Here is a 20,524-nt window from a genome sequence, read left to right on the forward strand (position 1 = left end):
CCTTTTCGTGATTATTTAACTTCTTTACCTGCAGCCTGAAGGTCTGCGTGATAAGAAGAACGTACAAGTGGGCCACTGGCAATGTGAGTGAAGCCCATTTTAACGCCTTCTTGGCGGAACATTTCAAACTCATCCGGCGTTACATAGCGCGTGACCGGAAGGTGATGACGACTCGGCTGTAAGTATTGACCGATGGTGAGCATGTCAACATCGTACTCACGCAAATCGCGCATGACTTCGAGGATCTCTTCGTTGGTTTCCCCAAGACCTACCATGAGTCCTGACTTGGTACGGACATCTGGGCGTGCTTTTTTGTAGCCCTGCAACAATTCCAACGACCATTTATAGTTGGCGCCTGGACGCGCTGCTTTGTACATACGTGGCACCGTTTCCAGATTATGGTTGAAGACGTCTGGCGCTTCGTCGCTAAGAATATCCAGTGCTACCTGCATACGGCCACGGAAGTCAGGTACTAAGACTTCGACTTGAATACCTGGGCTATGGGCACGGATCTCACGAATACAATCAGCAAAGTGCTGTGCACCGCCGTCACGCAGGTCGTCACGGTCAACCGAGGTCACCACCACATACTTAACTTTCATGTCACGCACTGTAGCGCCAAGCTTCACCGCTTCTTCAGGGTCAGGTGGCAGCGGGCGACCGTGGGCAACGTCACAGAAAGGACATCGACGGGTACAAATCGCACCCAAAATCATAAAGGTTGCAGTACCGTGGTTGAAGCACTCGGGTAAGTTAGGACACGAGGCTTCTTCACACACCGAGTGTAAACCGTGCTTGCGCATGGCTTGTTTGATCTCGTCGATGCGCTGGGTAGAGGCTGGTAATTTCACTTTCAGCCACTCAGGTTTGCGCAACATCTGATCGCGTTCAGTTGGGACTACTTTTACCGGGATGAGTGCCATTTTGTCGGCATCACGTAGTTTGACGCCCGGTTCAACTCTAACTGGCTTGGACATAAGCGTTGTCGAATCCTGTCTGTTGGTGAATATCTTCATACCCTAGGCGCTCAGCAAACAGCGCGGTTACACGCTCAGCGGCTGCAGCGACGGTGGCAGGGCCATTGAGCTCTGCAGTCTGTACCATTTGCATGCCAGCATAGCCACAAGGGTTAATGCGTAAAAAGGGACTAAGGTCCATATTAACATTGAGCGCTAGTCCATGAAACGAGCAGCCGCGGCGGATCCTTAGGCCCAAAGAGCATAACTTAGCGCCATCGACATAGACGCCCGGTGCATCAGGGCGCGCTGCCGCTTTAACGTTGTGTTCAGCCATTAAAGCTACGATGGTTTCTTCAATATGGGTCACTAACTGACGCACGCCAATCTTCAGGCGCCGCAAATCAAGTAGAAAATAAACCACTAATTGGCCTGGTCCGTGGTAGGTAACTTGGCCTCCGCGGTCGACTTTCACAACGGGAATATCGCCTGGCGCGAGCAGGTGCTCTTCTTTGCCTGCTTGGCCTTGGGTGAAAACCGGCTCATGCTCGAGTACCCATAACTCGTCAGGGCTGTGTTCGTCACGCTGGTCAGTATAGTTCTGCATGGCTTGCCATACGGGTTCGTAGGGCTGTCGGCCTAACTGACGAATGATCAGCTTAGAGGACATAGCGAACTTCTTCGATAGCAGCCAACGCTTGGTACAGCTTTTCTATGTGTTGTTGGCTTTCAACCCGAATTTGAATTGAAACCGAATGATAATTACCTTTACTACTTGGTTTAACGGTTGGGCTGTAATCGCCAGGCGCATGTTCTTGCGCAACCGCAACCACCGCGTCAGGAAGTTCTGGTGTCGCCACGCCCATCACCTTAAAGGTGAAATGGCAGGGAAATTCAACCAGTTCGTCAAAACGGGTTTTTTGCATTACCTACTCCTCTAAACTTTTACTGCGCGCTGAGTTGGCGCTTGCTGGCGTGGAAAGCGTGAACAAGTCGTTCAGTTATCTCTCCACAACCGCCTTGACCGATGATTATATCATCAATTTGGCCAATCGGCTGTACTTCGCGGCTTGAACTGGTGAGAAAAAGCTCATCGAGTTGCGCTAAGTCAGCAACACTGAATGCTTGCTCATGCACTGGAATCGCCAATTCTTTGGCGAGCTTCAGCACCCACATGCGGGTAATGCCAGGCAAAATCAAGTGGTCGGTGGGTGCAGTGTAGATAGCACCATCTTTGACGGCAAAGTAATTGCTCGAAGCGCCCTCTGTGACCAAGCCGTTACGGTGTAACAACGGCTCTAGGGCACCACAAGCTTGAGCTTGCTGCTTGAGCATGATGTTGCCGAGTAAGCTGATACTTTTAATGTCGCAGCGGAGCCAGCGAATGTCGTCGAGCAGGGTGACTTTCACCGGCGTTGGCACATCCCAATGCACGGGCATCGCAGAGACACTGGCAAAAATCGTCGGTTGTAGAGGGCCTTGGGGAAGGTGCGAGCGTTTTGCTTCGGCACCGCGGGTGACTTGAATGTAGACCAAGGCGTCTTGACTGTGATTACGCGTTAGCAGTTGTTGAATTAAGTCTAACCAAAACGCTTGTCCGGGATTGGCTATTTCTAACGCGGCAAGGGAGCGTTCGAGGCGAGCTAAATGGTCTTCAAGCAAAAACGGATGGCCGTGATAGACCGGGACCACTTCATAGATACCGTCTGCAAACAAAAAGCCTCGGTCGAAAACCGAGACTTTTGCAGCTTCAGGGGCGAGCCACTCGCCATTAAGGTAAACGCTCTCAGGCATGTTCGCCCCCTTTAAAACAAACGCTTATTCGCTTTCAAACTTACGTAAAACCCAATCTTGCAGTTGCTTAAACATGCCACCTTCAGCGACCTCGTTTAAGGTCACTAACGGGAAGCTAACTAAGGTTTCACCTTCCAGTTGAATACTCACGGTACCCACTTCGGTGCCCTTAGCGATTGGAGCTTCCAGCTCTTGCGCCAATTCAATGCTGGCTTTTAAATTGTCACGTTGACCACGTGGCAACGTCATGACTGCGTCTTGCGCAATACCGAGTGCTACGGTGTCTTGTTCGCCACCCCACACGCGCTGATCAACGAAACTCTCGCCAGCGCTGTAGGCTTGCACAGTTTCATAGTAGCGGAAGCCGTAGTTAAGGAGCTTTTTGCTCTCAACTTTACGCGCTTGCTCACTGCTGGTACCCATCACAACTGCCACAAGACGCGTATCGCCTTCTACCGCTGAGCTGACAAGACTGTAACCTGCCTCTTGCGTGTGACCGGTTTTAATACCGTCGACGTTCATGCTCGCATCCCATAACAGCGAGTTACGGTTGTACTGCTTAATGTTGTTGAAGGTGAATTCTTTTTCACTATAAATGGCGTATTCTTCAGGCACATCACGAATAAGCGCAATACCCATGGTCGCCATGTCACGTGCGGTGGTGTACTGATCAGGATCCGGTAGGCCATGGCTATTCATAAAGTTAGTGCCCGTCATGCCCAATTCAAACGCATAGTTGTTCATTAAATCAGCAAACGCACTTTCACTGCCAGCAATATGTTCTGCCATCGCGACACAGGCGTCGTTCCCTGAAGAAATGATGATGCCGCGGTTCAAATCTGCCACGCTGATTTGCTTACCGACTTCGATAAACATCTTGGACGACTCAGGGAAGTTTTTCGCCCATGCATTTTCGCTAACGGTCACCAAGTCGTTTGGGCTGACACGGCCATCTTGAATTTCACGGCCGATAATATAGCTGGTCATCATTTTCGTTAAACTAGCTGGCGCCAGCTGCTCGTCGGCGTTCCCTTCGGCGATCACATAGCCGGTGGTGTAGTCCACCAAAATATAGCCATTGGCATTGACTTGTGGTGCAGGTGGAATAATAGCGGCATTCGCGGCGACGGTAACAAGGCCGGCAAGGAGGGCGACGGCACGCGTTAGCTGTGATACGACAGATTGCATGATTGATTTCTCTACGTTGTCTTTTAACTATGGATTTAGCGCGCTGAATAGTAGCATAGCCGCGCTCGAAAGGCAGCTTCTATGGGCTCACCGGCACTCGAAAAACGCCATTGTAACCATCAGCGCGTAACTGATTGATGAGTTGGTCGGTCTGCGTTGCAGCAAACGGTCCCAACATTAAAGCGTGTAGACCATTTTTCGGCCGAGTAGTTGCAGGAACTTCATAGATTTGTGCCAATTTATTGGCTTCTTGTGCAACGCGCTGAGCATCGCTACTGGCCACCACTTGGATGTAATACTGCTCGGCTTCGAGCGGTGGTGCCACTGCAAGCGCTTGGTTGTTGGCTTCCGGATGTAAGGCTTCAATGCGGACGCGTGCGGTACCCGTGGCAAGCATGCCAAGTTTGTAGGCGGCGACATAGGATAAGTCGATCATGCGATCGCCATGAAAAGGACCGCGGTCATTAACGCGCACAACCACTGATTTATTGTTGGCGAGATTGGTGACGCGAACGTAGGTTGGTAAGGGTAGTGTTTTATGCGCTGCACTCATGGCGTACATGTCATAGGTTTCGCCATTCGAGGTGAGGTGGCCATGAAATTTTTCACCATACCAAGAGGCAGTCCCTTCGGCTGTGTAACCGCGTGCATCCGGCATAATGTTGTAGGTTTTACCAAAGAGCGTGTAGGTTCGATTCCCCTGGGGGCTGGGCGGTAAAGTTTTCGGGATCGGTTCGGCGAGCTCGTCGGCACTCGGCAAACGGCTTGGAATACTGTCATGCGTTTGACTGTAGCGACCGCTGTTAGGTGAGGGCGATGAGCTGCAACCAATAACGACTATGAGTGTGAGAGCGAGGCTGATGAGTACGCGCGTCATACCGAATCCAGTTTCCCCAGCAAAAAGTGTTAGCGTTATTATTAGGCAGTGTTCACTTTCGCACAAGCCACATCATAAGAGTAGCCTATTTGCGGTAAATCTTCTGCAAAGCCTCAGGCGTGAACGAGACGACGATTCGTTGCAATGGCCATAAGCAGACCAAAACCGGCAAACAGGGTTACCATTGAGGTGCCGCCATATGAGATCAGAGGTAAGGGCACTCCTACCACCGGCAATAAGCCGGAAACCATGCCAACGTTGACCATCACATAGACGAAAAAGGTGAGCGTCAAACTACCAGCAAGTAACTTTTGATAGACGCGTTGCGCGCGCATGGCAATGATCATGCCGCGAAAAATGATAAAGCCGTAGAGCACAAAAAGACCGGCAACGCCAAGCAGGCCAAATTCTTCGCTAAAAACAGAGAAGATAAAGTCGGTATGCCGTTCAGGCAAGAATTCAAGTTGCGATTGCGTACCTTGCAACCAACCTTTACCTTCAATGCCGCCGGAGCCGATGGCTATCTTCGATTGAATGATTTGATAGCCTGCGCCGAGTGGATCACGCTCGGGATCTAAAAAAGTGAGTACCCGCTGGCGCTGATAATCACGCATGAGGAACATCCAGAGCACCGGAATAAACGAGCCAATCGCAACCGCAAAGAAGCCGATCAATTTCCACGACATGCCGGCGAGAAATAGGACGAATATTCCAGAGCTCGCAATAAGCAGTGAGGTACCCAGATCAGGTTGTTTGGCAATCATTAGCACGGGTATCAGCAGTAAAATAAACGCGGCGGCGAGGCGTCGTTTCGTCGGTGGCATGCCTTGCTCCGCGATAAACCAGGCGACGGCCATGGGCACGGCTAGCTTCATAAGCTCAGAGGGCTGAATTGTGGCGACCCCGATATTTAACCAGCGCTGTGCACCCTTGCTACTCTCACCTACCAACAGCACCGCGACCAATAACACAAGGCCGACAGTAAAGATGGGCAATGACCAGCGTTGCACACTATCAAGCGGAATTTGGGCAATCACAAACATAGCGAAAAATGCGGCGCCAATGCGAATGACCTGGCGTTCGGTCATGGCCATACTCTCGCCACTGGCCGAATAGACCGTAACTAAGCTCACCACGGAGATAACCAATAGTGCCAAAAACAGCGGTGGATCGATGTGCAAACGTTGTAGCCAAGAGGTACGTTGTTGATCAGGGAGCATTAGCGGTCACCGTTGCTTCAGGTTGTTTTGCGGCGAAATAGAAATCAAGCAATTCGCGGGCCATGGGCGCAGCTACTGAACCACCGCCACCAATGACGTTTTCGGCAGTGATCACGATCACCACTTCAGGATTCTCAACTGGGGCGTAGCCCACGTACATAGCGTTATCACGATAACGTTCGGCAATTTCTTCGGCGTTGTATTCTTCATCTTGGCCGATACTACGCACCTGTGCGGTACCGGTTTTCCCTGCCGAGGTGTATTCAGCACCACGGAATGCCTTATGCGCGGTTCCTTTGATGCTCGACACGACCTTTTCCATACCGTCGAGGGCGATATCCCAATGTTCGGGATTACGGAGCTGCACAGGCGGCTTTTGCTCGACCACTGCTGGGAGTTCGATACCGGCGTCTTGAATAGCGCTCAGTAAGCGGGGAACGGGGCGGCCTCCACGATTGACCATGACTGCGGTCGCCACCGCTAACTGCATGGGTGTTACCGTCCAATAGCTTTGCCCGATACCGATCGATACGGTTTCGCCCGCATACCAAGGCTGGTTGAAACGTGCGCGTTTCCAGCCGCGACTAGGCATGACCGCAGCCGACTCTTCGCCAATATCAATGCCCGTGTACTCGCCGAAACCATACTGAAACATATGCTCAGAGATGGTGTCGATGCCGAGTTTTAGTGCTAAGTCGTAGTAAAAAGTATCGCAACTTTCGATGATAGCGGTGTCGACATTGACCCAACCATGTCCCCAGGACAACCAGTCACGGTACTTGTGGTTGACACCTTTGATCTGGAACCAGCCTGGATCCCAAACTTGGCTATCGCGTGTAATCGTGCCTTCCTCTAGGCCAACGACAGCAAGTTGTGGCTTGATGGTTGAGGCGGGTGGGTAGCCGCCTTGTGTTGCACGGTTCAACAACGGCGAATGGCGCGAATTGAGCAGGCCTCGGTACTGTTCAACCGAGATCCCTTGGGCAAACCAATTAGGGTCATAACTGGGTTGGCTGACCATCGCCATGACGCCGCCGTCTTCAGGGTCCATGACAATAATGGTGCCGCGCTGTTCGCCCAAGATTTCCTGTGCACGTTGTTGCAACTCGATATCAATTTCGAGGACCAAGTCTTGTCCAGGGATAGGAGGCTCAATTTCAAGGGTGCGGAGTTGTCGCCCGTGAATATCCACTTCGACTTGTTGGTAGCCAACGGTGCCGTGCAGCTGTTCTTCATAGTAACCTTCGACGCCAAGCTTACCGATGGTACGTGTTGCTGCGTAGTTCGCATTAATGCCTTGCTCTTTCAGACGCTGCACATCGCGCTGATTAATTTTCGCAACGTAGCCCAAGGCATGGGTGAGGGTATCGCCGTAGGGATAGTAGCGTACGAGGCGAGCCTCGATACTGACGCCAGGGAATTCGTGTTGTCGCGCGGCAAACCGCGCCGCTTGGGCTTCGCTCATCCGGTCGAGCAGGATGACCTGTTCAAAACGTCTTTCACGTTTGCGGTTACGCTCAAACTGATCGAGTTGCTCTTGATTCAAACCAAGTAAATTACTCAGATCAGTGAGGGTTTGGTTGAGGTCCTCAACGCGTTCAGGCACCACTTCGAGACTGAGCACGGGAATATTTTCAGCAAGCAATTTGCCGTTGCGGTCGTAAATCAGGCCACGATTGGGTGCTAAGGGGACCACCTTGATACGGTTATCATTTGAGCGCGTTTGGAAGGTTTCGAATTGCTTGACCTGCAACTGATACATGTTGGCCAGCAGAACCATGAATACACCCACCACAATTACCAGAGCAAAAACCACGCGGCGACCAAATAAGGCGCTCTCAGCATGGTGATCTCGAATTGTGGTACGGCGTCTTCTCATTATTTATTCACGGTGGTAAGGGTGGTTGGCATTCACACTCCAAGCGCGATACAGCGCTTCGGCTAAAATCACCCGCACCAACGGGTGGGGCAGTGTGAGTGGCGATAAACTCCAGCGTTCGTCAGCGACGGCGCAACATTCGGCGGCAAGGCCTTCTGGACCACCCACTAATAAGCTCACGTCGCGTCCATCCATTTGCCAAGCACCCAAGCGCTCAGCTAGTTTCGGGGTGTCCCAGGCGCGGCCATTCACTTCAAGTGTCACAACGCGGTCACCTTTGCCGATGGCGGCGAGCATTGCTTCGCCTTCTTGCTTGGTGAGGCGCGCAATATCGGCGTTCTTGCCGCGTTTACCTGCGGCGATTTCAATCAGTTCAAGCTGACAGTCGGCAGGTAAACGTTTCGCGTACGTCGTGTAGCCTTCGGTGACCCAGTTCGGCATTTTTTGTCCGACTGCGATCAACCTAATACGCATTAACGCGGCCCCCAGAGTTTTTCAAGTTCATAAAAGTCACGGATAGATTCTTGCATGACATGGACAACAACGTCACCAAGGTCAACCAACACCCACTCTGAGCTATCAGCACCTTCAACACCAATCGGCGGAACACCATGGTGTTTAGCTTCGGTGGCGACATGATTTGCTAGGCTTTTCACATGTGTTTTTGAGTTGCCTGAGCACACAACCATGTATTCTGCTACGTCCGTCTGATCGTGCACATCAAGAACTTTGATGTCACGACCTTTTAAGTCTTCTAGTTTATCGACCACAAAGTCGCGTAATTGTTCAGCTTGCAAAAGTGAAATTCTCCATGATGTAGTTCAGGCGCTAAGTTTATCACGAGCGGAGGGGAAAAAGCAGTGTCTAGCGACCGTACAAATGCTGTTGTTCGATGAATGCTGCCACCGCTTCGGGAACTTGCTCGCGCCAAGCGCGGTTGGCGGCAATAGCAGCACGCAGCTCAGTCGCTGATACGGCAACATTGGGCGTGTTGAGCTGCTTAATCTGCGCGCTGTGGGTGCGTGCCAACTCGGTGACTGCGGGTGACCACGGGGTGTCTTGCGCTTGCCGGCGCATGACTGCTAGATCAGCGTAATGCAGAAGCTCTTGCCAACCGTACCAGGTATCTAGTTTGGCAAAGGCGTCATTACCTAATAAGAAAACCAGCTTGTCTTGCGGCCAACGCTGCTGCATTTCTTGTAATGTGAGTAGGCTGTATGAGGGACCACTGCGTTTTAATTCGCAGTCTTCGGCGATAATATTCGGCTGCTCCGCGTACGCTAGTTGCACCATGGTAAGTCGTTGTTCAGCGCTCGCGCCGGGGTAGTCGCGATGCGGAGGCTGCGCACTTGGCATCACGTGCATACAGTCGGCGTTAAGCTCATTAAAGGCCGCGAGCGATGTCGTCACATGCCCCTTGTGGATGGGGTCAAAGGTACCGCCAAAGATTACGCGTAACATGAGCTAATAAATTCGGGTTCTTTATCAGGGGCACACAGAAGCACAACGGCATGTACGTACAGTGTGGCAAAGTCTTCACCCGAATCGCGTTTGAAGGCGTATTCAAGGCGCACTAACAGACGGCTTAAGCGCGCAAGGTGTTCGCGGCTGATGCGTTTCGCAAAGGCATGATAGGCACCTTCTTGGTTACGCCAAATGCCTAATGACATAAGGTCGCGTGGGCCGAGGTTACCTTGCTGTAGGCGTTCAATTTTTTGCAACTCACGTTGTAGCATCCAGTTGAGGATCGCCACCTCGGCTTCTTCTTCAAGCAAACGTTGCAAACGCTTCAGCGCGGTTTTGAGGTCGCCAGCGACAATGGCGTCTTGCAATGCAAATACGGTAAACCGACTTTGGTCTTGCGCGGCATCCATGACAGCTTGTGGGGTCAAGGGTTGCGGCAAGTCCGTCAGTGCTAGTTTTTGTAGTTCTTGGTCCAAGGCAAGCAGGTTACCTTCGAACCAATCGGCTAGTAGCTGCACAGCATCGCTAGTCAGTGTGACTTGGTGGCGTTGGCTGCGTTGTTGAATAAAGGCGGGTAGCTGACGCCGCTCAGGACTGTTAGCCTGAACTACAGGCCCAGCTTGTTGCAACAATTGAAACCATTTCGCTTTCAGTTGCTCTTGTTTGAGCTTAGGGCCTGTAATTACCAGTATTTGGTCTTCTGGTAACTCATTGCAGTAACGCTTCAAGGCCTCGGCACCCTCGCGTCCTGGTTTGGCTTCAGGCAGATCTAATTCAACTAAGCGCACGCTGGAAAATAGCCCAAGATTGGCACCTTGTTCTTGCAACCGCGACCAATCGAATTGGCTGTCTTGAATATAGCGGGTGCGTTCGTCAATGCCTTGAGCACGCGCCTGCGCACGTACCATCTGTAACGCGTCATCGAGCAACAATGGCGTATCGCCAAACACACAAAGCAGCGCCGGTAAGCCGTGTGATTTGAGGTGTTGGTCGAGTTCGGCGAGTTGCATTAGGGGCTCTCGGCGAGTTGTGCGATGACTTGGCGCAGGACTTGTTGCGCTGCTTGCTCGCGCATTTCGGCCACCAGCACCTCGCGCTCCCGAGTTTTCGCTAGCGCAAAATTAGGGTCATCTTGGTAATCGCGAAAAACCTCGACTTGCAGCGCTTTGGCTGTTTTATTCGGCGCGCGCAACAGGTAATCGACGGTGTAGATAAGTTCGTATTCAGCCACTTGGCCGCTCGCCGAAAGGCTCAGGGTGCGGCGCGTTAAACTGTCGCGTACGATTTCAATTGCGGTGGTGTCAGTATTGCTAGTTTCAACAACGTCGACACCCGCTAGAGTGAAGCGTTGGCGTACTTGTTCTGCCACTTCACTGAATTGCGGTGCGTCGATAGTCGCTTGTTGTAATTGCGGTGGTAACTGATAGCTACCACGCAATTGAAAGCCACAACCTGCTAGCGACACAACCAAGAGCAAGGTGAGAGTTAGCAGTAAATAACGCATTGTGGCTAGGTCCTTTTCAGTTTTCTAATTGGCAACGATGTTGACCAGTTTACCAGGCACATAAATCTGCTTGCGAATGGTCTTGTCAGCAATAAAACGTTGCACATTTTCATCGCCAACGGCGGCAGCGATAACAGCATCTTGCTCGGCATCTGCTGGTACGTTGATCTTGCCACGTACCTTACCATTCACCTGGACCACGACCAAAATACTACTGGCGACCAAGGCGGATGCGTCGACCTGAGGCCAAGCGGCAAACGTAATGTCGCTGTCGTGGCCAAGTTCTTGCCAAAGCACCTCACTGAGGTGTGGCGTGACCGGTGCGAGCATCAAGACGATTGCATCAAGTGCTTCGCGCATGATGCCGCGATCAACCGCCGCGTCGAGGCTGGCTTTTTGCAACTTGTTCAATAATTCCATAATGGCCGCAATGGCGGTATTGAAGTTCTGGCGGCGGCCCATGTCATCACTGACTTTTTCAATGGTGCGATGCACCTCGCGACGCAGTTCTTCTTGCGCGCTCGAAAGCTGACTAAAGTCGGAGCTGTGCTCTTGCTCAGCAACCGCTTGATAATCGGCAACGAGACGCCACACGCGACGCAAGAAACGTTGCGCACCTTCAACGCCAGAGTCTGACCACTCAAGGGTGGCTTCTGGTGGCGCGGCGAACATCATAAACAAACGCACGGTATCAGCGCCGTATTTATCAATCATGACTTGTGGGTCGATACCGTTGTTTTTCGATTTCGACATCTTCGTCATGCCACCGTACTGCACTTCTTTTCCGTCGGTGGTTAAAATCGCTTTAACGATTTGGCCTTTGCTGTCGCGTTCGACAATTTCGACATCGAGCGGCGAGTACCACGTGATCTTGCCGTCAGCGGCTTCACGGTAGTAGCTATCGGCAAGCACCATACCCTGCGTTAATAAGCGCTTGAACGGTTCGTCCGAGCTTACTAAGCCGGTATCGCGCAACAGTTTATGGAAGAAGCGTGCGTACAACAGGTGCAAGATCGCGTGCTCGATACCACCAATGTATTGATCGACCGGCAACCAGTAGTTGGCTTGTTCTGGATTCAGCATGCCGTCATGAAAGTTGGCACTGCAGTAACGCGCGTAGTACCACGACGACTCCATGAAGGTGTCAAAGGTATCGGTTTCATGCTCGGCTGGCGCGCCATTATAGGTGGTTTTGCGCCACTCAGGGTCAGCCTTGATAGGTGATTGCGTACCGTCCATTACCACGTCTTCCGGCAGCGTCACCGGTAATTGGTCTTCTGGCACAGGTACCGAACTGCCATCAGGCAAGTTCAACATTGGAATCGGCGTCCCCCAATAGCGCTGGCGCGATACGCCCCAGTCACGCAGACGGTAATTTACCTGGCGGCGGCCAATTCCTTGTTGGGCAAGTTCTGCAGCAATCGCATCAAAGGCTTCAGCGCTGCTCATGCCAGTGTATGGGCCTGAGTTAATGGTTGTGCCTTTGGCGGTAATAGCTGCAGCACTAATGTCGTGTTCACCCTCGGCTGGGTCAATCACCACATTAATGGGTAAGTTGTAAGCTGTGGCGAATTCCCAGTCGCGCTGGTCATGGGCGGGAACCGCCATGACAGCACCTGAGCCGTAGTCCATCAGAACGAAGTTGGCGACCCAAATAGGAATTTCTTCACCTGTTAATGGGTGTTTGGCGTGAAAGCCAGTTGCCATGCCTTTTTTGTCGATCGTGGCAAGGTCGGCTTCGGCCATTTTGGTGGTCTGAATACTTTCGATAAAGGCAGCCAGCTCGGGATTCTTCGCAGCCGCTTCTTGCGCCAGTGGGTGCTGTGCCGCCACGGCCATATAAGTCACCCCATACAGGGTGTCTGGACGCGTGGTATAAACGGTCAGTGGCTTCTCATGATCGACCACGCTGAAATCGATTTCGACCCCTTCGGAACGACCAATCCAATTGCGCTGCATGGTTTTGACTTGCTCAGGCCAGCCGTCAAGCTGTTCAAGGTCGTTTAACAATTCTTCAGCGTAGGCAGTGATTTTGATAAACCACTGTGGAATTTCCTTTTGAATAACCTTCGCGCCAGAGCGCCAACCACGACCGTCAATAACCTGCTCATTGGCAAGTACGGTATTATCAATCGGGTCCCAGTTTACGGTTGCGTTCTTCTTGTAAACGAGGCCTTTTTCAAAAAGCTTGGTGAAGAACCACTGTTCCCAACGGTAATAGTCGGGGCGACACGTGGCGACTTCACGCGACCAGTCATAGCCAAAACCGAGCGATTTAAGCTGGTCTCGCATGTAATCGATGTTCTGATAGGTCCACTTCGCTGGAGCAGTTTTGTTGGCTACTGCGGCATTTTCTGCCGGTAGGCCGAAGGCGTCCCAGCCCATCGGTTGCAGGACATTTTTACCCTGCATGCGCTGATACCGAGCGACCACATCGCCAAGGGTATAGTTGCGCACGTGCCCCATGTGGAGTTTGCCACTCGGGTAGGGGAACATCGATAGGCAGTAGAATTTCTCCTTGCCCGGCTGTTCAGTAACTTCGAAAACTTTGTCGTTTTCCCAACGCTGCTGCACGGCAGCTTCAATCTGTGCTGGATCGTAATTATCCTGCATGAACTTTGACATCTGAGAATCCATTAAATCGCTGGCGAATAGTAAAAACTTACAGTGCGTACCACATCAATAACATCACGACGAGGCCGGCGAGACCGAAAAAGCCGTATTCAAAACGCTCACGTTGCTCGCTATCGCGATCTTCAGGGTTGCGGTGAAAAAGAAACATGCCAATGCTTGAAACACCTAAGGTGCCCGCTGCAGTTAACAGGGCAAACAGGATTGCTGCAAAGATATTTTCCATGATGTATTCCAACTGTTGGTGATGAGACGCAAATTAGTATGTATACAGTTTACTTATTTTAACGGCGAATGACTATGGGTAATGCGCCGCCAAGCAGAATCAATCCGGCTAAGATCCATGCGCCATAGCCGCCCCACAGCGCAAATGGCGTTAGCCCCTGAACCAACGGGACTGTTGCCGACAGCGTGGTGGCTTCAAATTGTTCGGCGCGTGCTAACCATTGGCCATGTTCGTCAGTTATCGCGGTGATACCGCTATTAGTCGAACGCACCAAGGGCCGACCTAATTCGATGGCGCGCATGCGGGCGATTTGCATGTGTTGCGCTGGGCCATGCGAGCGGCCAAACCAAGTATCATTACTCACGGTCAGGATAAAATCAGTGGCCGGGGTGAAATTTGCCCAAACCTGCTGTGGAAAAGCGATTTCATAACAAATCGCCGTGCTAAATTCCCAGCCATGGGCGCGCAACGGCGCTTGCACATACTCGCCACGACTAAACGACGACATCGGTAGGTTAAACAGCGGCGCAAGCGGACGTAGCAGATCGCCGAATGGAACAAATTCGCCGATAGGTAACAATTGGTGCTTCTGGAAACGGTTACTGTGGCCGTGGTGATACTCTTCCTCAACACCTGAAGCCCCGTCTTGGCCGAGTGCAATCACCGAGTTGTAATAGTTTTCACCCTCGATATCGATAATGCCGGTAATCAATCCGGTTTCAGTTTTCGCCATCTCGTTGTTGACGATGGCAAGAATGTCATCGGTATAGGGCTCGGGCATAGTCACTGCAGATTCAGGCCAAATCACAACGTCATGATCGTTGTAAACCAACCGCGTCAGGTCCAAATAGAGATTTAAGTTAGGCCAATGCTGGTCGGGATCCCACTTAATCGACTGACTAATATTTCCTTGCACCAACGCGATTTTGGCTTGTTCACCGGTGCGAGATATCGCAGTAAGCTGATTGAGTACAAAAGGTAACAAAAGCAGACCGGCAATCACGGCGGGCGCACGCCAGTGGCGCTGCTCTAGGGTTGTGATGGTGAGTAACGCAATGGTCATGATAATAACGCTGATGCCGGTACCACCAAACCAACTGGCATAACCTGCTAGCCAAGTCGAGGTTTGCGTGTAACCCAAATCGAGCCACGGAAAGCCGGTCAAGAACCAACCCCGTAGCGCTTCCGCGGCTAACCAAACGAGTGGCAAACTCCAGTAACCGAGACGACCGAAACGCACGGTTAGCCAGCGCCAAGCAAAGAGTGCCAACGCGGGGAACAGACTCAGGTAGGCGAACAGCAGCAGGAGTATCGCGACCGACGCAATGGGATGTAAGCCACCAAAGGTATCGATGCTCACATATATCCAGCTGAGTCCGGCCGCAAACCAACCCAAGCCGAAAAAATAGCCCAAGCGCCACGCATTACTTGGCTTTTTATCTTTGACTAACCAAAGTAGTGCGGGAATAACCAAAAACGGCAGCCATGCTTGCTCAAAGGGCGCATAACTTAAAACTAAGCTAGCGCCCAGTGCTAGGCAGGCAAGGCGAGAGAGGGCCGCCTGCCAACGTCGTTTTGCCAAGGGCATGGTTAGACTTCCGCTTCTTGCTCAGGGGGTGGCTCTGGAAAGCTCACCTGCAATTGTTGGATACGACGTTTATCAGCGCCGGTGACTTTGAAGTTAATGCCGCTAATGACAATTTCTTCGCCCGGTTTGGGTAAGTGTCCAAAGCCATGGGCGACCATACCACCGATGGTGTCGTATTCTTCGTCACCAAACTGGGTTTCGAAGTAATCATTGAAATCTTCAATGGTGGTCAGCGCTTTCACTGAAAAACGCGACTTATTGATGCGACGAATATCGGCTTTGGTGTCTTCGTTGTAATCGGTTTCGTCTTCAATGTCGCCGACGATTTCTTCGAGAATATCCTCGATGGTCACCAAACCTGAAACACCGCCATACTCATCGACAACAATCGCCATGTGGTAGCGCTGCGAGCGGAACTCTTTGAGCAATACGTCAACGCGTTTTCCCTCAGGCACAATCACTGCGGGGCGAATCACCTTGGTGAGGGCAAATTCATCATCGGTCATGCCAAAGCCATAGGCCAACAAATCTTTGGCAAGCAGGATACCTTCCACATGGTCTTTGTTTTCACTGATGACAGGGTAGCGACTGTGCTGGGCATCAATAACGATCGGTAGGAACTCGTCGACTTTTTGATTAATGTCGATAGTGACCATTTGCGAGCGCGGCACCATGATATCGCGAACTTTGAGTTCAGCAACGTCAAGTACGCCTTCAATCATTTCTTTGGTGTCGTTATCAATCAGGTCGCGCTCTTCGGCGTCCTGAATCATATCGACTAACTCTTCGCGGCTGCTCGGCTCTCCAGTAAACAGTTGCAACAGTTTTGTTGCCCAAGATTTACCCGAAGAACCGTTGGTAGAGTGGGGATGGTCATCGCTCATTAGCTGGTATTGCTCCGTTTAGTTACCAACTTCGACGTAAGGGTCAGCGAACCCTAAGCCGGTTAATATGGTTGTTTCGAGGCGCTCCATACGGTCCGCCTCGTCTTCTTCAATATGGTCATAACCTAGCAAATGCAAGGTGCCGTGTACAATCATATGCGCCCAGTGTGCCACTAAGGTCTTATGTTGCTCACTGGCCTCTCCTTGCACTACTTGCGCGCAAACCACAAGATCACCTAACAAAGTGACCGGCATCGGTATAGGTGCGGTAAAAGGAAACGATAGCACATTGGTGGCATAATCGCGCTCACGATAGCTAAGATTGAGCTCGCGGCCTTCCTCTTCGTCGACAATGCGCACGGTAAGCTCAGCATCGCCGTCTTGCCATTGTGCGCCTTGTAAAGCGGCTTGCACCCACGTTTCAATCTGCTCTGCACTGGGCAGATCAGGTGCTGTAGAAGCGTTCTGTACATCAACGGTTAAATCAATCATGCGCGCCCATCAAAGTCTTCATAAGCCTGCACAATACGTTGTACGACCGGATGACGGACAACATCGCCTGCTTGGAAGAAGGTAAAGCTGATATCCGGCACATCACGCAGCACTTCAATGACGTGACGCAAACCCGATTTCTGCCCACGCGGCAAGTCGACCTGAGTAATGTCGCCGGTGATCACCGCACGCGAATTAAAGCCAATTCGGGTCAGGAACATCTTCATCTGTTCACAGGTGGTGTTTTGGCTTTCATCGAGAATAATAAACGCATCGTTGAGTGTGCGACCACGCATATAAGCGAGGGGAGCAACTTCAATGACGTTACGCTCAATGAGTTTTTCCACACGTTCAAAGCCGAGCATCTCAAACAATGCATCGTAAAGTGGGCGCAGATAAGGGTCGACCTTTTGTGCCAGGTCACCGGGTAAGAAACCAAGTTTTTCGCCTGCTTCAACCGCAGGACGGGTCAGCAGAATGCGGCGAATTTCTTGCCGTTCTAAAGCATCTACTGCTGCAGCAACGGCCAAATAGGTTTTACCCGTACCGGCAGGGCCCACGCCAAAATTGACGTCGTGACTCAAAATAGCACGCACGTATTCCGCTTGGTTGTGGTTACGTGGCTTGATCATGCCGCGCTTGGTTTTGATGTGCGTCATTTTTTCGGCCGCAGGGTCGCCCTGACCTTGCTCAAGCACGTTCGCTTGTTGGATAGCAAGGTGCACTTGTTGCGGCTCGATTTCACCCGCTTGGCCTTTCACGGTGGCGGTTTCCACATACAAATCACGCAGCAACTTAGCGGCTGCGTTGACGGTATGTTGTGGACCAATTAAACGGAAGGCATCGTTGCGGTAGGTAATTTCAATGCCGAGGCGGCGTTCAATGTGTTTCAAGTTTTCATCGAACGGGCCGCAGAGCTCGGCCAAGCGCCGGCTATCTGCCGGCTCTAGGTTTATATCTAATGTTGTGAGCTGTGGACTCAAATGAACCTCTTTTAGCTTACTAAATGTGCTAGCTTAGGATTGTTGCGGCGGCACAAAGCTCGCCACGCCTAGCTCGTCAGGCTGCGTACGTGATTGACGCGCCAGAATGTCTTGAGGTGCGGTATCAACACGCAAGCCCATTTCATCTTCGACGCGAATCACCTCACCACGCAATGAATTGGCAAACACATCGGTGATTTTCACATCAACGAATTTACCCACCATGCGTGGGTTGCCAACAAAGTTCACGACACGGTTGTTCTCGGTACGCCCGCTTAATTCCATCGGATCTTTCTTCGACGGACCAGTGACCAAGATACGTTGTTCAGTGCCAACCATACGGCGAGCATGCGCGTGTGCTTGCTGGTTCAATCGTTGCTGCAATAGGTGCAGACGCTGCTTCTTGGTTTCTTCGCTGACATCGTCAGGCAAATCGGCCGCAGGCGTGCCAGGACGTGCGCTGTAAATGAAGCTGAAGCTTAAATCGAAATCAACGGCCTGAATAAGGTCCATGGTTGCTTCAAAATCAGCGTCGGTTTCGCCTGGGAAGCCAATGATAAAGTCCGACGACATGGCCATTTCAGGACGAATTTTCTTCAGCTTGCGGATCTGCGCTTTGTATTCGAGCGCTGTGTGACCGCGCTTCATCAGCGTCAACACGCGATCTGCACCACTTTGTACCGGTAGGTGCAAGTGGTTCACTAATTCCGGAATTGTCGCATAAGCTTCAATGATGTCGTCAGTGAACTCCACCGGATGCGAGGTGGTGTAACGAATACGGTCGATACCATCAATGGCAGCAACTAAGTGCAACAATTCTGAGAAGCGGCATACTGAACCATCAAAGTGTTCGCCGCGATAAGCATTCACGTTTTGCCCAAGCAAGTTCACTTCACGCACGCCTTGCTCAGCCAATTGCGCGATTTCATACAGAACGTCATCGACCGGGCGGCTGACTTCTTCACCACGGGTGTAAGGCACCACACAGAAGGTACAATACTTGCTGCAACCTTCCATGATCGAAACAAAAGCCGAAGGGCCATCTGACGTTGGTTCTGGCAAACGGTCGAACTTTTCAATTTCTGGGAATGAGATATCCACCATCGGGGTGTGGTCGCTTTGCACTTGCTTGACCATTTCTGGCAGGCGGTGCAGGGTTTGCGGACCAAACACGATATCGACAAATGGCGCACGGCTGCGAATATGCTCGCCTTCTTGTGAGGCCACACAGCCACCGACACCGATCACCAGGTCAGGTTTACTGTCTTTCAGTGTTTTCCAGCGACCGAGCTGATGGAACACTTTTTCTTGGGCTTTCTCACGAATAGAGCAGGTATTGAGCAGGATCAAATCAGCATCTTCTGCTTCGGCTGCGACTTCATAGCCGTGGGTTGCCTTCAGTAGATCTGCCATTTTTGCAGAGTCGTACTCGTTCATCTGGCAGCCCCAAGTTTTGATGTATAACTTCTTGCTCATAAAATTGTTGCGCTCACTTGCGTTGGTGTATGTCAAAAGGGTCGTTATTTTAGCCTGTTCTGGACTCAACTGCCAACTTTGCCGCTGCTTTCTGCTTTCCGTCGGGTGCGAATGGCAAGATAACCTGCCATGGTAATGATTGCAGCGCCGATAAGCATGTACCAGGTAATCGCTTCATCCCAGAACCAGTAGCCCATCAAGGCCGCGAAAATCACTGAGCTGTAGGTAAACACCCCGACCCTTGCCGCAGGGGCGAGCGAGAAGGCTTTGGTCATGCCTAGCTGGCCACCGACGGCAAGTAATCCCATGGCTAAAATGCCGAACCAATGTTCCGCGGCAATGGGACTGCCGAGCCAAAGCAAGGGAATTGCGGAGAGTAAAGTCGATAGCGCAGAAAAATAGAAGACAATCTTGCTCGAGGATTCCGTCGCCGACATTTGTCGAATAAGGGTTTTCGTGAATGCTGCTAAACAAGCTGCGACAAATGCCACTGCAATCACTGGGGAGAGTTCTGCCGCCGCCGGATTCAAGAAGACAAATACACCGACAAAGCCGATAGCGATTGCGAGCCAGGTTTGCGGTAGTACTCTTTCTTTTAACCAAACACGGCCGATAATCGGGATTAAAAACGGCGAGAGGAGCAGTACCAAAGTGGCTTGTGCTAGTGGAATCGTGGCAATGGCATAAAAGAACAAGTACATCGCCGCGAGTCCGGCAATACCGCGGCTCAAGTGAAACTTCCAAGCTTTAGTTTTAAAGGCACTCGGGCCTTTGCGCCACAGCCAAGGCAGCAATACCACAAACGCCATTAAATTGCGGAAAAACACCAGTTGCTCAGAAGGCACGTCGGTGCTCAAATACTTGACCAGCGCACTCACGCCAGCAAAGCAAAGCTCCGCTGTGACCACCAGTAACGAAGCAATGACTACGGTGCGTTGAGGAGTTTCCATAATTACCTTAGATGCAAGCCTTAGATGCAAGCCTCAGATTCAATAGGGATAGATGAAATGAACCGTTATCTTATCACGATCAGTCTGCTCACTCTTAGTAATGTTTTCATGACCTTTGCATGGTATGCGCATCTAAAAAACCTTGCCGATAAGCCGTGGATTGTTGCAGCTTTTTTAAGCTGGGGAGTGGCCCTATTCGAGTATTTGCTACAGGTACCTGCGAATCGTATCGGCTTTGAGGTCATGAACTTGGGTCAGCTAAAGATCCTACAAGAGGTCATCACTTTAACGGTATTCGTGCCTTTCGCTATTTTTTATATGAAAGAAAAGCTGACATGGGATTATTTATGGGCCGGTCTATGTATACTTGGAGCAGTCTTTTTTATTATGCGAGCTAAGTTAACTGGGTAAG

Annotated in this window: 22 protein-coding genes; 1 reads left to right on the forward strand and 21 read right to left on the reverse strand. The window is 51.4% G+C overall.

Annotated elements, in window-relative coordinates; translation table 11 throughout:
* Positions 1-11: 11 nt before the first annotated feature.
* The 21 genes from lipA to CWE21_RS08150 form a co-directional block, all read right to left on the reverse strand.
* Positions 12-977 carry a lipoyl synthase gene (lipA, locus tag CWE21_RS08050; RefSeq protein ID WP_126833927.1) on the reverse strand — a complete coding sequence of 322 codons (966 nt, stop codon included), beginning with the start codon at positions 975-977 and terminating at the stop codon, positions 12-14.
* A complete protein-coding gene (gene lipB, locus CWE21_RS08055) occupies positions 961-1,626 on the reverse strand; it encodes a lipoyl(octanoyl) transferase LipB (protein WP_126833928.1) in 666 nt (221 codons plus the stop codon). The genes lipA and lipB overlap by 17 nt, the downstream gene beginning before the upstream one ends.
* Complete coding sequence (gene ybeD / locus CWE21_RS08060; RefSeq protein ID WP_126833929.1) at positions 1,616-1,882, reverse strand: DUF493 family protein YbeD; 267 nt, start codon at positions 1,880-1,882, stop codon at positions 1,616-1,618. Before ybeD ends, lipB begins: the two co-directional genes overlap by 11 nt.
* Before the next feature lie 19 nt (positions 1,883-1,901).
* Complete coding sequence (locus CWE21_RS08065) at positions 1,902-2,750, reverse strand: D-amino acid aminotransferase (protein WP_126833930.1); 849 nt, start codon at positions 2,748-2,750, stop codon at positions 1,902-1,904.
* A gap of 24 nt (positions 2,751-2,774) precedes the next feature.
* The gene (locus CWE21_RS08070; RefSeq protein ID WP_126833931.1) at positions 2,775-3,938 is read right to left on the reverse strand and encodes a D-alanyl-D-alanine carboxypeptidase family protein; all 1,164 of its coding nucleotides are present in this window, start codon (positions 3,936-3,938) and stop codon (positions 2,775-2,777) included.
* 79 nt (positions 3,939-4,017) lie between these two features.
* Positions 4,018-4,815 (reverse strand): septal ring lytic transglycosylase RlpA family protein, encoded by a 798-nt coding sequence (locus CWE21_RS08075; RefSeq protein ID WP_126833932.1) that lies wholly within the window; start codon positions 4,813-4,815, stop codon positions 4,018-4,020.
* Between the two features lie 113 nt (positions 4,816-4,928).
* Entirely contained in the window at positions 4,929-6,035 is a 1,107-nt protein-coding gene (gene rodA / locus CWE21_RS08080; RefSeq protein WP_126833933.1) for a rod shape-determining protein RodA, read from the reverse strand.
* Positions 6,025-7,914 carry a penicillin-binding protein 2 gene (gene mrdA, locus CWE21_RS08085; protein WP_126833934.1) on the reverse strand — a complete coding sequence of 630 codons (1,890 nt, stop codon included), beginning with the start codon at positions 7,912-7,914 and terminating at the stop codon, positions 6,025-6,027. The genes rodA and mrdA overlap by 11 nt, the downstream gene beginning before the upstream one ends.
* Positions 7,915-7,917: 3 nt before the next feature.
* Positions 7,918-8,388 carry a 23S rRNA (pseudouridine(1915)-N(3))-methyltransferase RlmH gene (rlmH, locus tag CWE21_RS08090; RefSeq protein ID WP_126833935.1) on the reverse strand — a complete coding sequence of 157 codons (471 nt, stop codon included), beginning with the start codon at positions 8,386-8,388 and terminating at the stop codon, positions 7,918-7,920.
* Positions 8,388-8,711: a ribosome silencing factor gene (gene rsfS / locus CWE21_RS08095; RefSeq protein WP_126833936.1), complete on the reverse strand. Its 324-nt coding sequence runs from the start codon at positions 8,709-8,711 to the stop codon at positions 8,388-8,390. Before rsfS ends, rlmH begins: the two co-directional genes overlap by 1 nt.
* Positions 8,712-8,778: 67 nt before the next feature.
* Positions 8,779-9,375 carry a nicotinate (nicotinamide) nucleotide adenylyltransferase gene (gene nadD, locus CWE21_RS08100; protein WP_126833937.1) on the reverse strand — a complete coding sequence of 199 codons (597 nt, stop codon included), beginning with the start codon at positions 9,373-9,375 and terminating at the stop codon, positions 8,779-8,781.
* On the reverse strand, positions 9,363-10,388 hold the full coding sequence (holA, locus tag CWE21_RS08105; RefSeq protein WP_126833938.1) for a DNA polymerase III subunit delta: 1,026 nt from the start codon (positions 10,386-10,388) through the stop codon (positions 9,363-9,365). The genes nadD and holA overlap by 13 nt, the downstream gene beginning before the upstream one ends.
* Positions 10,388-10,882, reverse strand: a complete 495-nt coding sequence (locus tag CWE21_RS08110) for an LPS-assembly lipoprotein LptE (RefSeq protein WP_126833939.1) — start codon at positions 10,880-10,882, stop codon at positions 10,388-10,390. Before CWE21_RS08110 ends, holA begins: the two co-directional genes overlap by 1 nt.
* A 24-nt stretch (positions 10,883-10,906) precedes the next feature.
* A complete protein-coding gene (gene leuS / locus CWE21_RS08115) occupies positions 10,907-13,495 on the reverse strand; it encodes a leucine--tRNA ligase (RefSeq protein WP_126833970.1) in 2,589 nt (862 codons plus the stop codon).
* A gap of 49 nt (positions 13,496-13,544) precedes the next feature.
* The gene (locus CWE21_RS08120; RefSeq protein WP_126833940.1) at positions 13,545-13,739 is read right to left on the reverse strand and encodes a hypothetical protein; all 195 of its coding nucleotides are present in this window, start codon (positions 13,737-13,739) and stop codon (positions 13,545-13,547) included.
* Positions 13,740-13,797: 58 nt separating this feature from the next.
* Positions 13,798-15,327: an apolipoprotein N-acyltransferase gene (lnt, locus tag CWE21_RS08125; RefSeq protein ID WP_126833941.1), complete on the reverse strand. Its 1,530-nt coding sequence runs from the start codon at positions 15,325-15,327 to the stop codon at positions 13,798-13,800.
* A gap of 2 nt (positions 15,328-15,329) precedes the next feature.
* Entirely contained in the window at positions 15,330-16,211 is an 882-nt protein-coding gene (gene corC, locus CWE21_RS08130) for a CNNM family magnesium/cobalt transport protein CorC (RefSeq protein WP_126833942.1), read from the reverse strand.
* An 18-nt stretch (positions 16,212-16,229) separates the two neighbouring features.
* A complete protein-coding gene (ybeY, locus tag CWE21_RS08135; RefSeq protein WP_126833943.1) occupies positions 16,230-16,703 on the reverse strand; it encodes an rRNA maturation RNase YbeY in 474 nt (157 codons plus the stop codon).
* Entirely contained in the window at positions 16,700-17,686 is a 987-nt protein-coding gene (locus tag CWE21_RS08140) for a PhoH family protein (RefSeq protein ID WP_126833944.1), read from the reverse strand. Before CWE21_RS08140 ends, ybeY begins: the two co-directional genes overlap by 4 nt.
* A 33-nt stretch (positions 17,687-17,719) precedes the next feature.
* On the reverse strand, positions 17,720-19,162 hold the full coding sequence (gene miaB / locus CWE21_RS08145; RefSeq protein WP_126833945.1) for a tRNA (N6-isopentenyl adenosine(37)-C2)-methylthiotransferase MiaB: 1,443 nt from the start codon (positions 19,160-19,162) through the stop codon (positions 17,720-17,722).
* 65 nt (positions 19,163-19,227) lie between these two features.
* Entirely contained in the window at positions 19,228-20,112 is an 885-nt protein-coding gene (locus tag CWE21_RS08150) for a DMT family transporter (RefSeq protein WP_126833946.1), read from the reverse strand.
* Between the two features lie 57 nt (positions 20,113-20,169).
* Between CWE21_RS08150 and CWE21_RS08155 the strand changes: the two genes are divergently transcribed.
* Positions 20,170-20,523 (forward strand): DMT family protein, encoded by a 354-nt coding sequence (locus tag CWE21_RS08155; protein WP_034732536.1) that lies wholly within the window; start codon positions 20,170-20,172, stop codon positions 20,521-20,523.
* The last annotated feature ends 1 nt before the right edge of the window (position 20,524 follow it).

This window comes from Pseudidiomarina aquimaris (assembly GCF_003987395.1).
In the GTDB taxonomy this organism is placed as follows: domain Bacteria; phylum Pseudomonadota; class Gammaproteobacteria; order Enterobacterales; family Alteromonadaceae; genus Pseudidiomarina; species Pseudidiomarina aquimaris.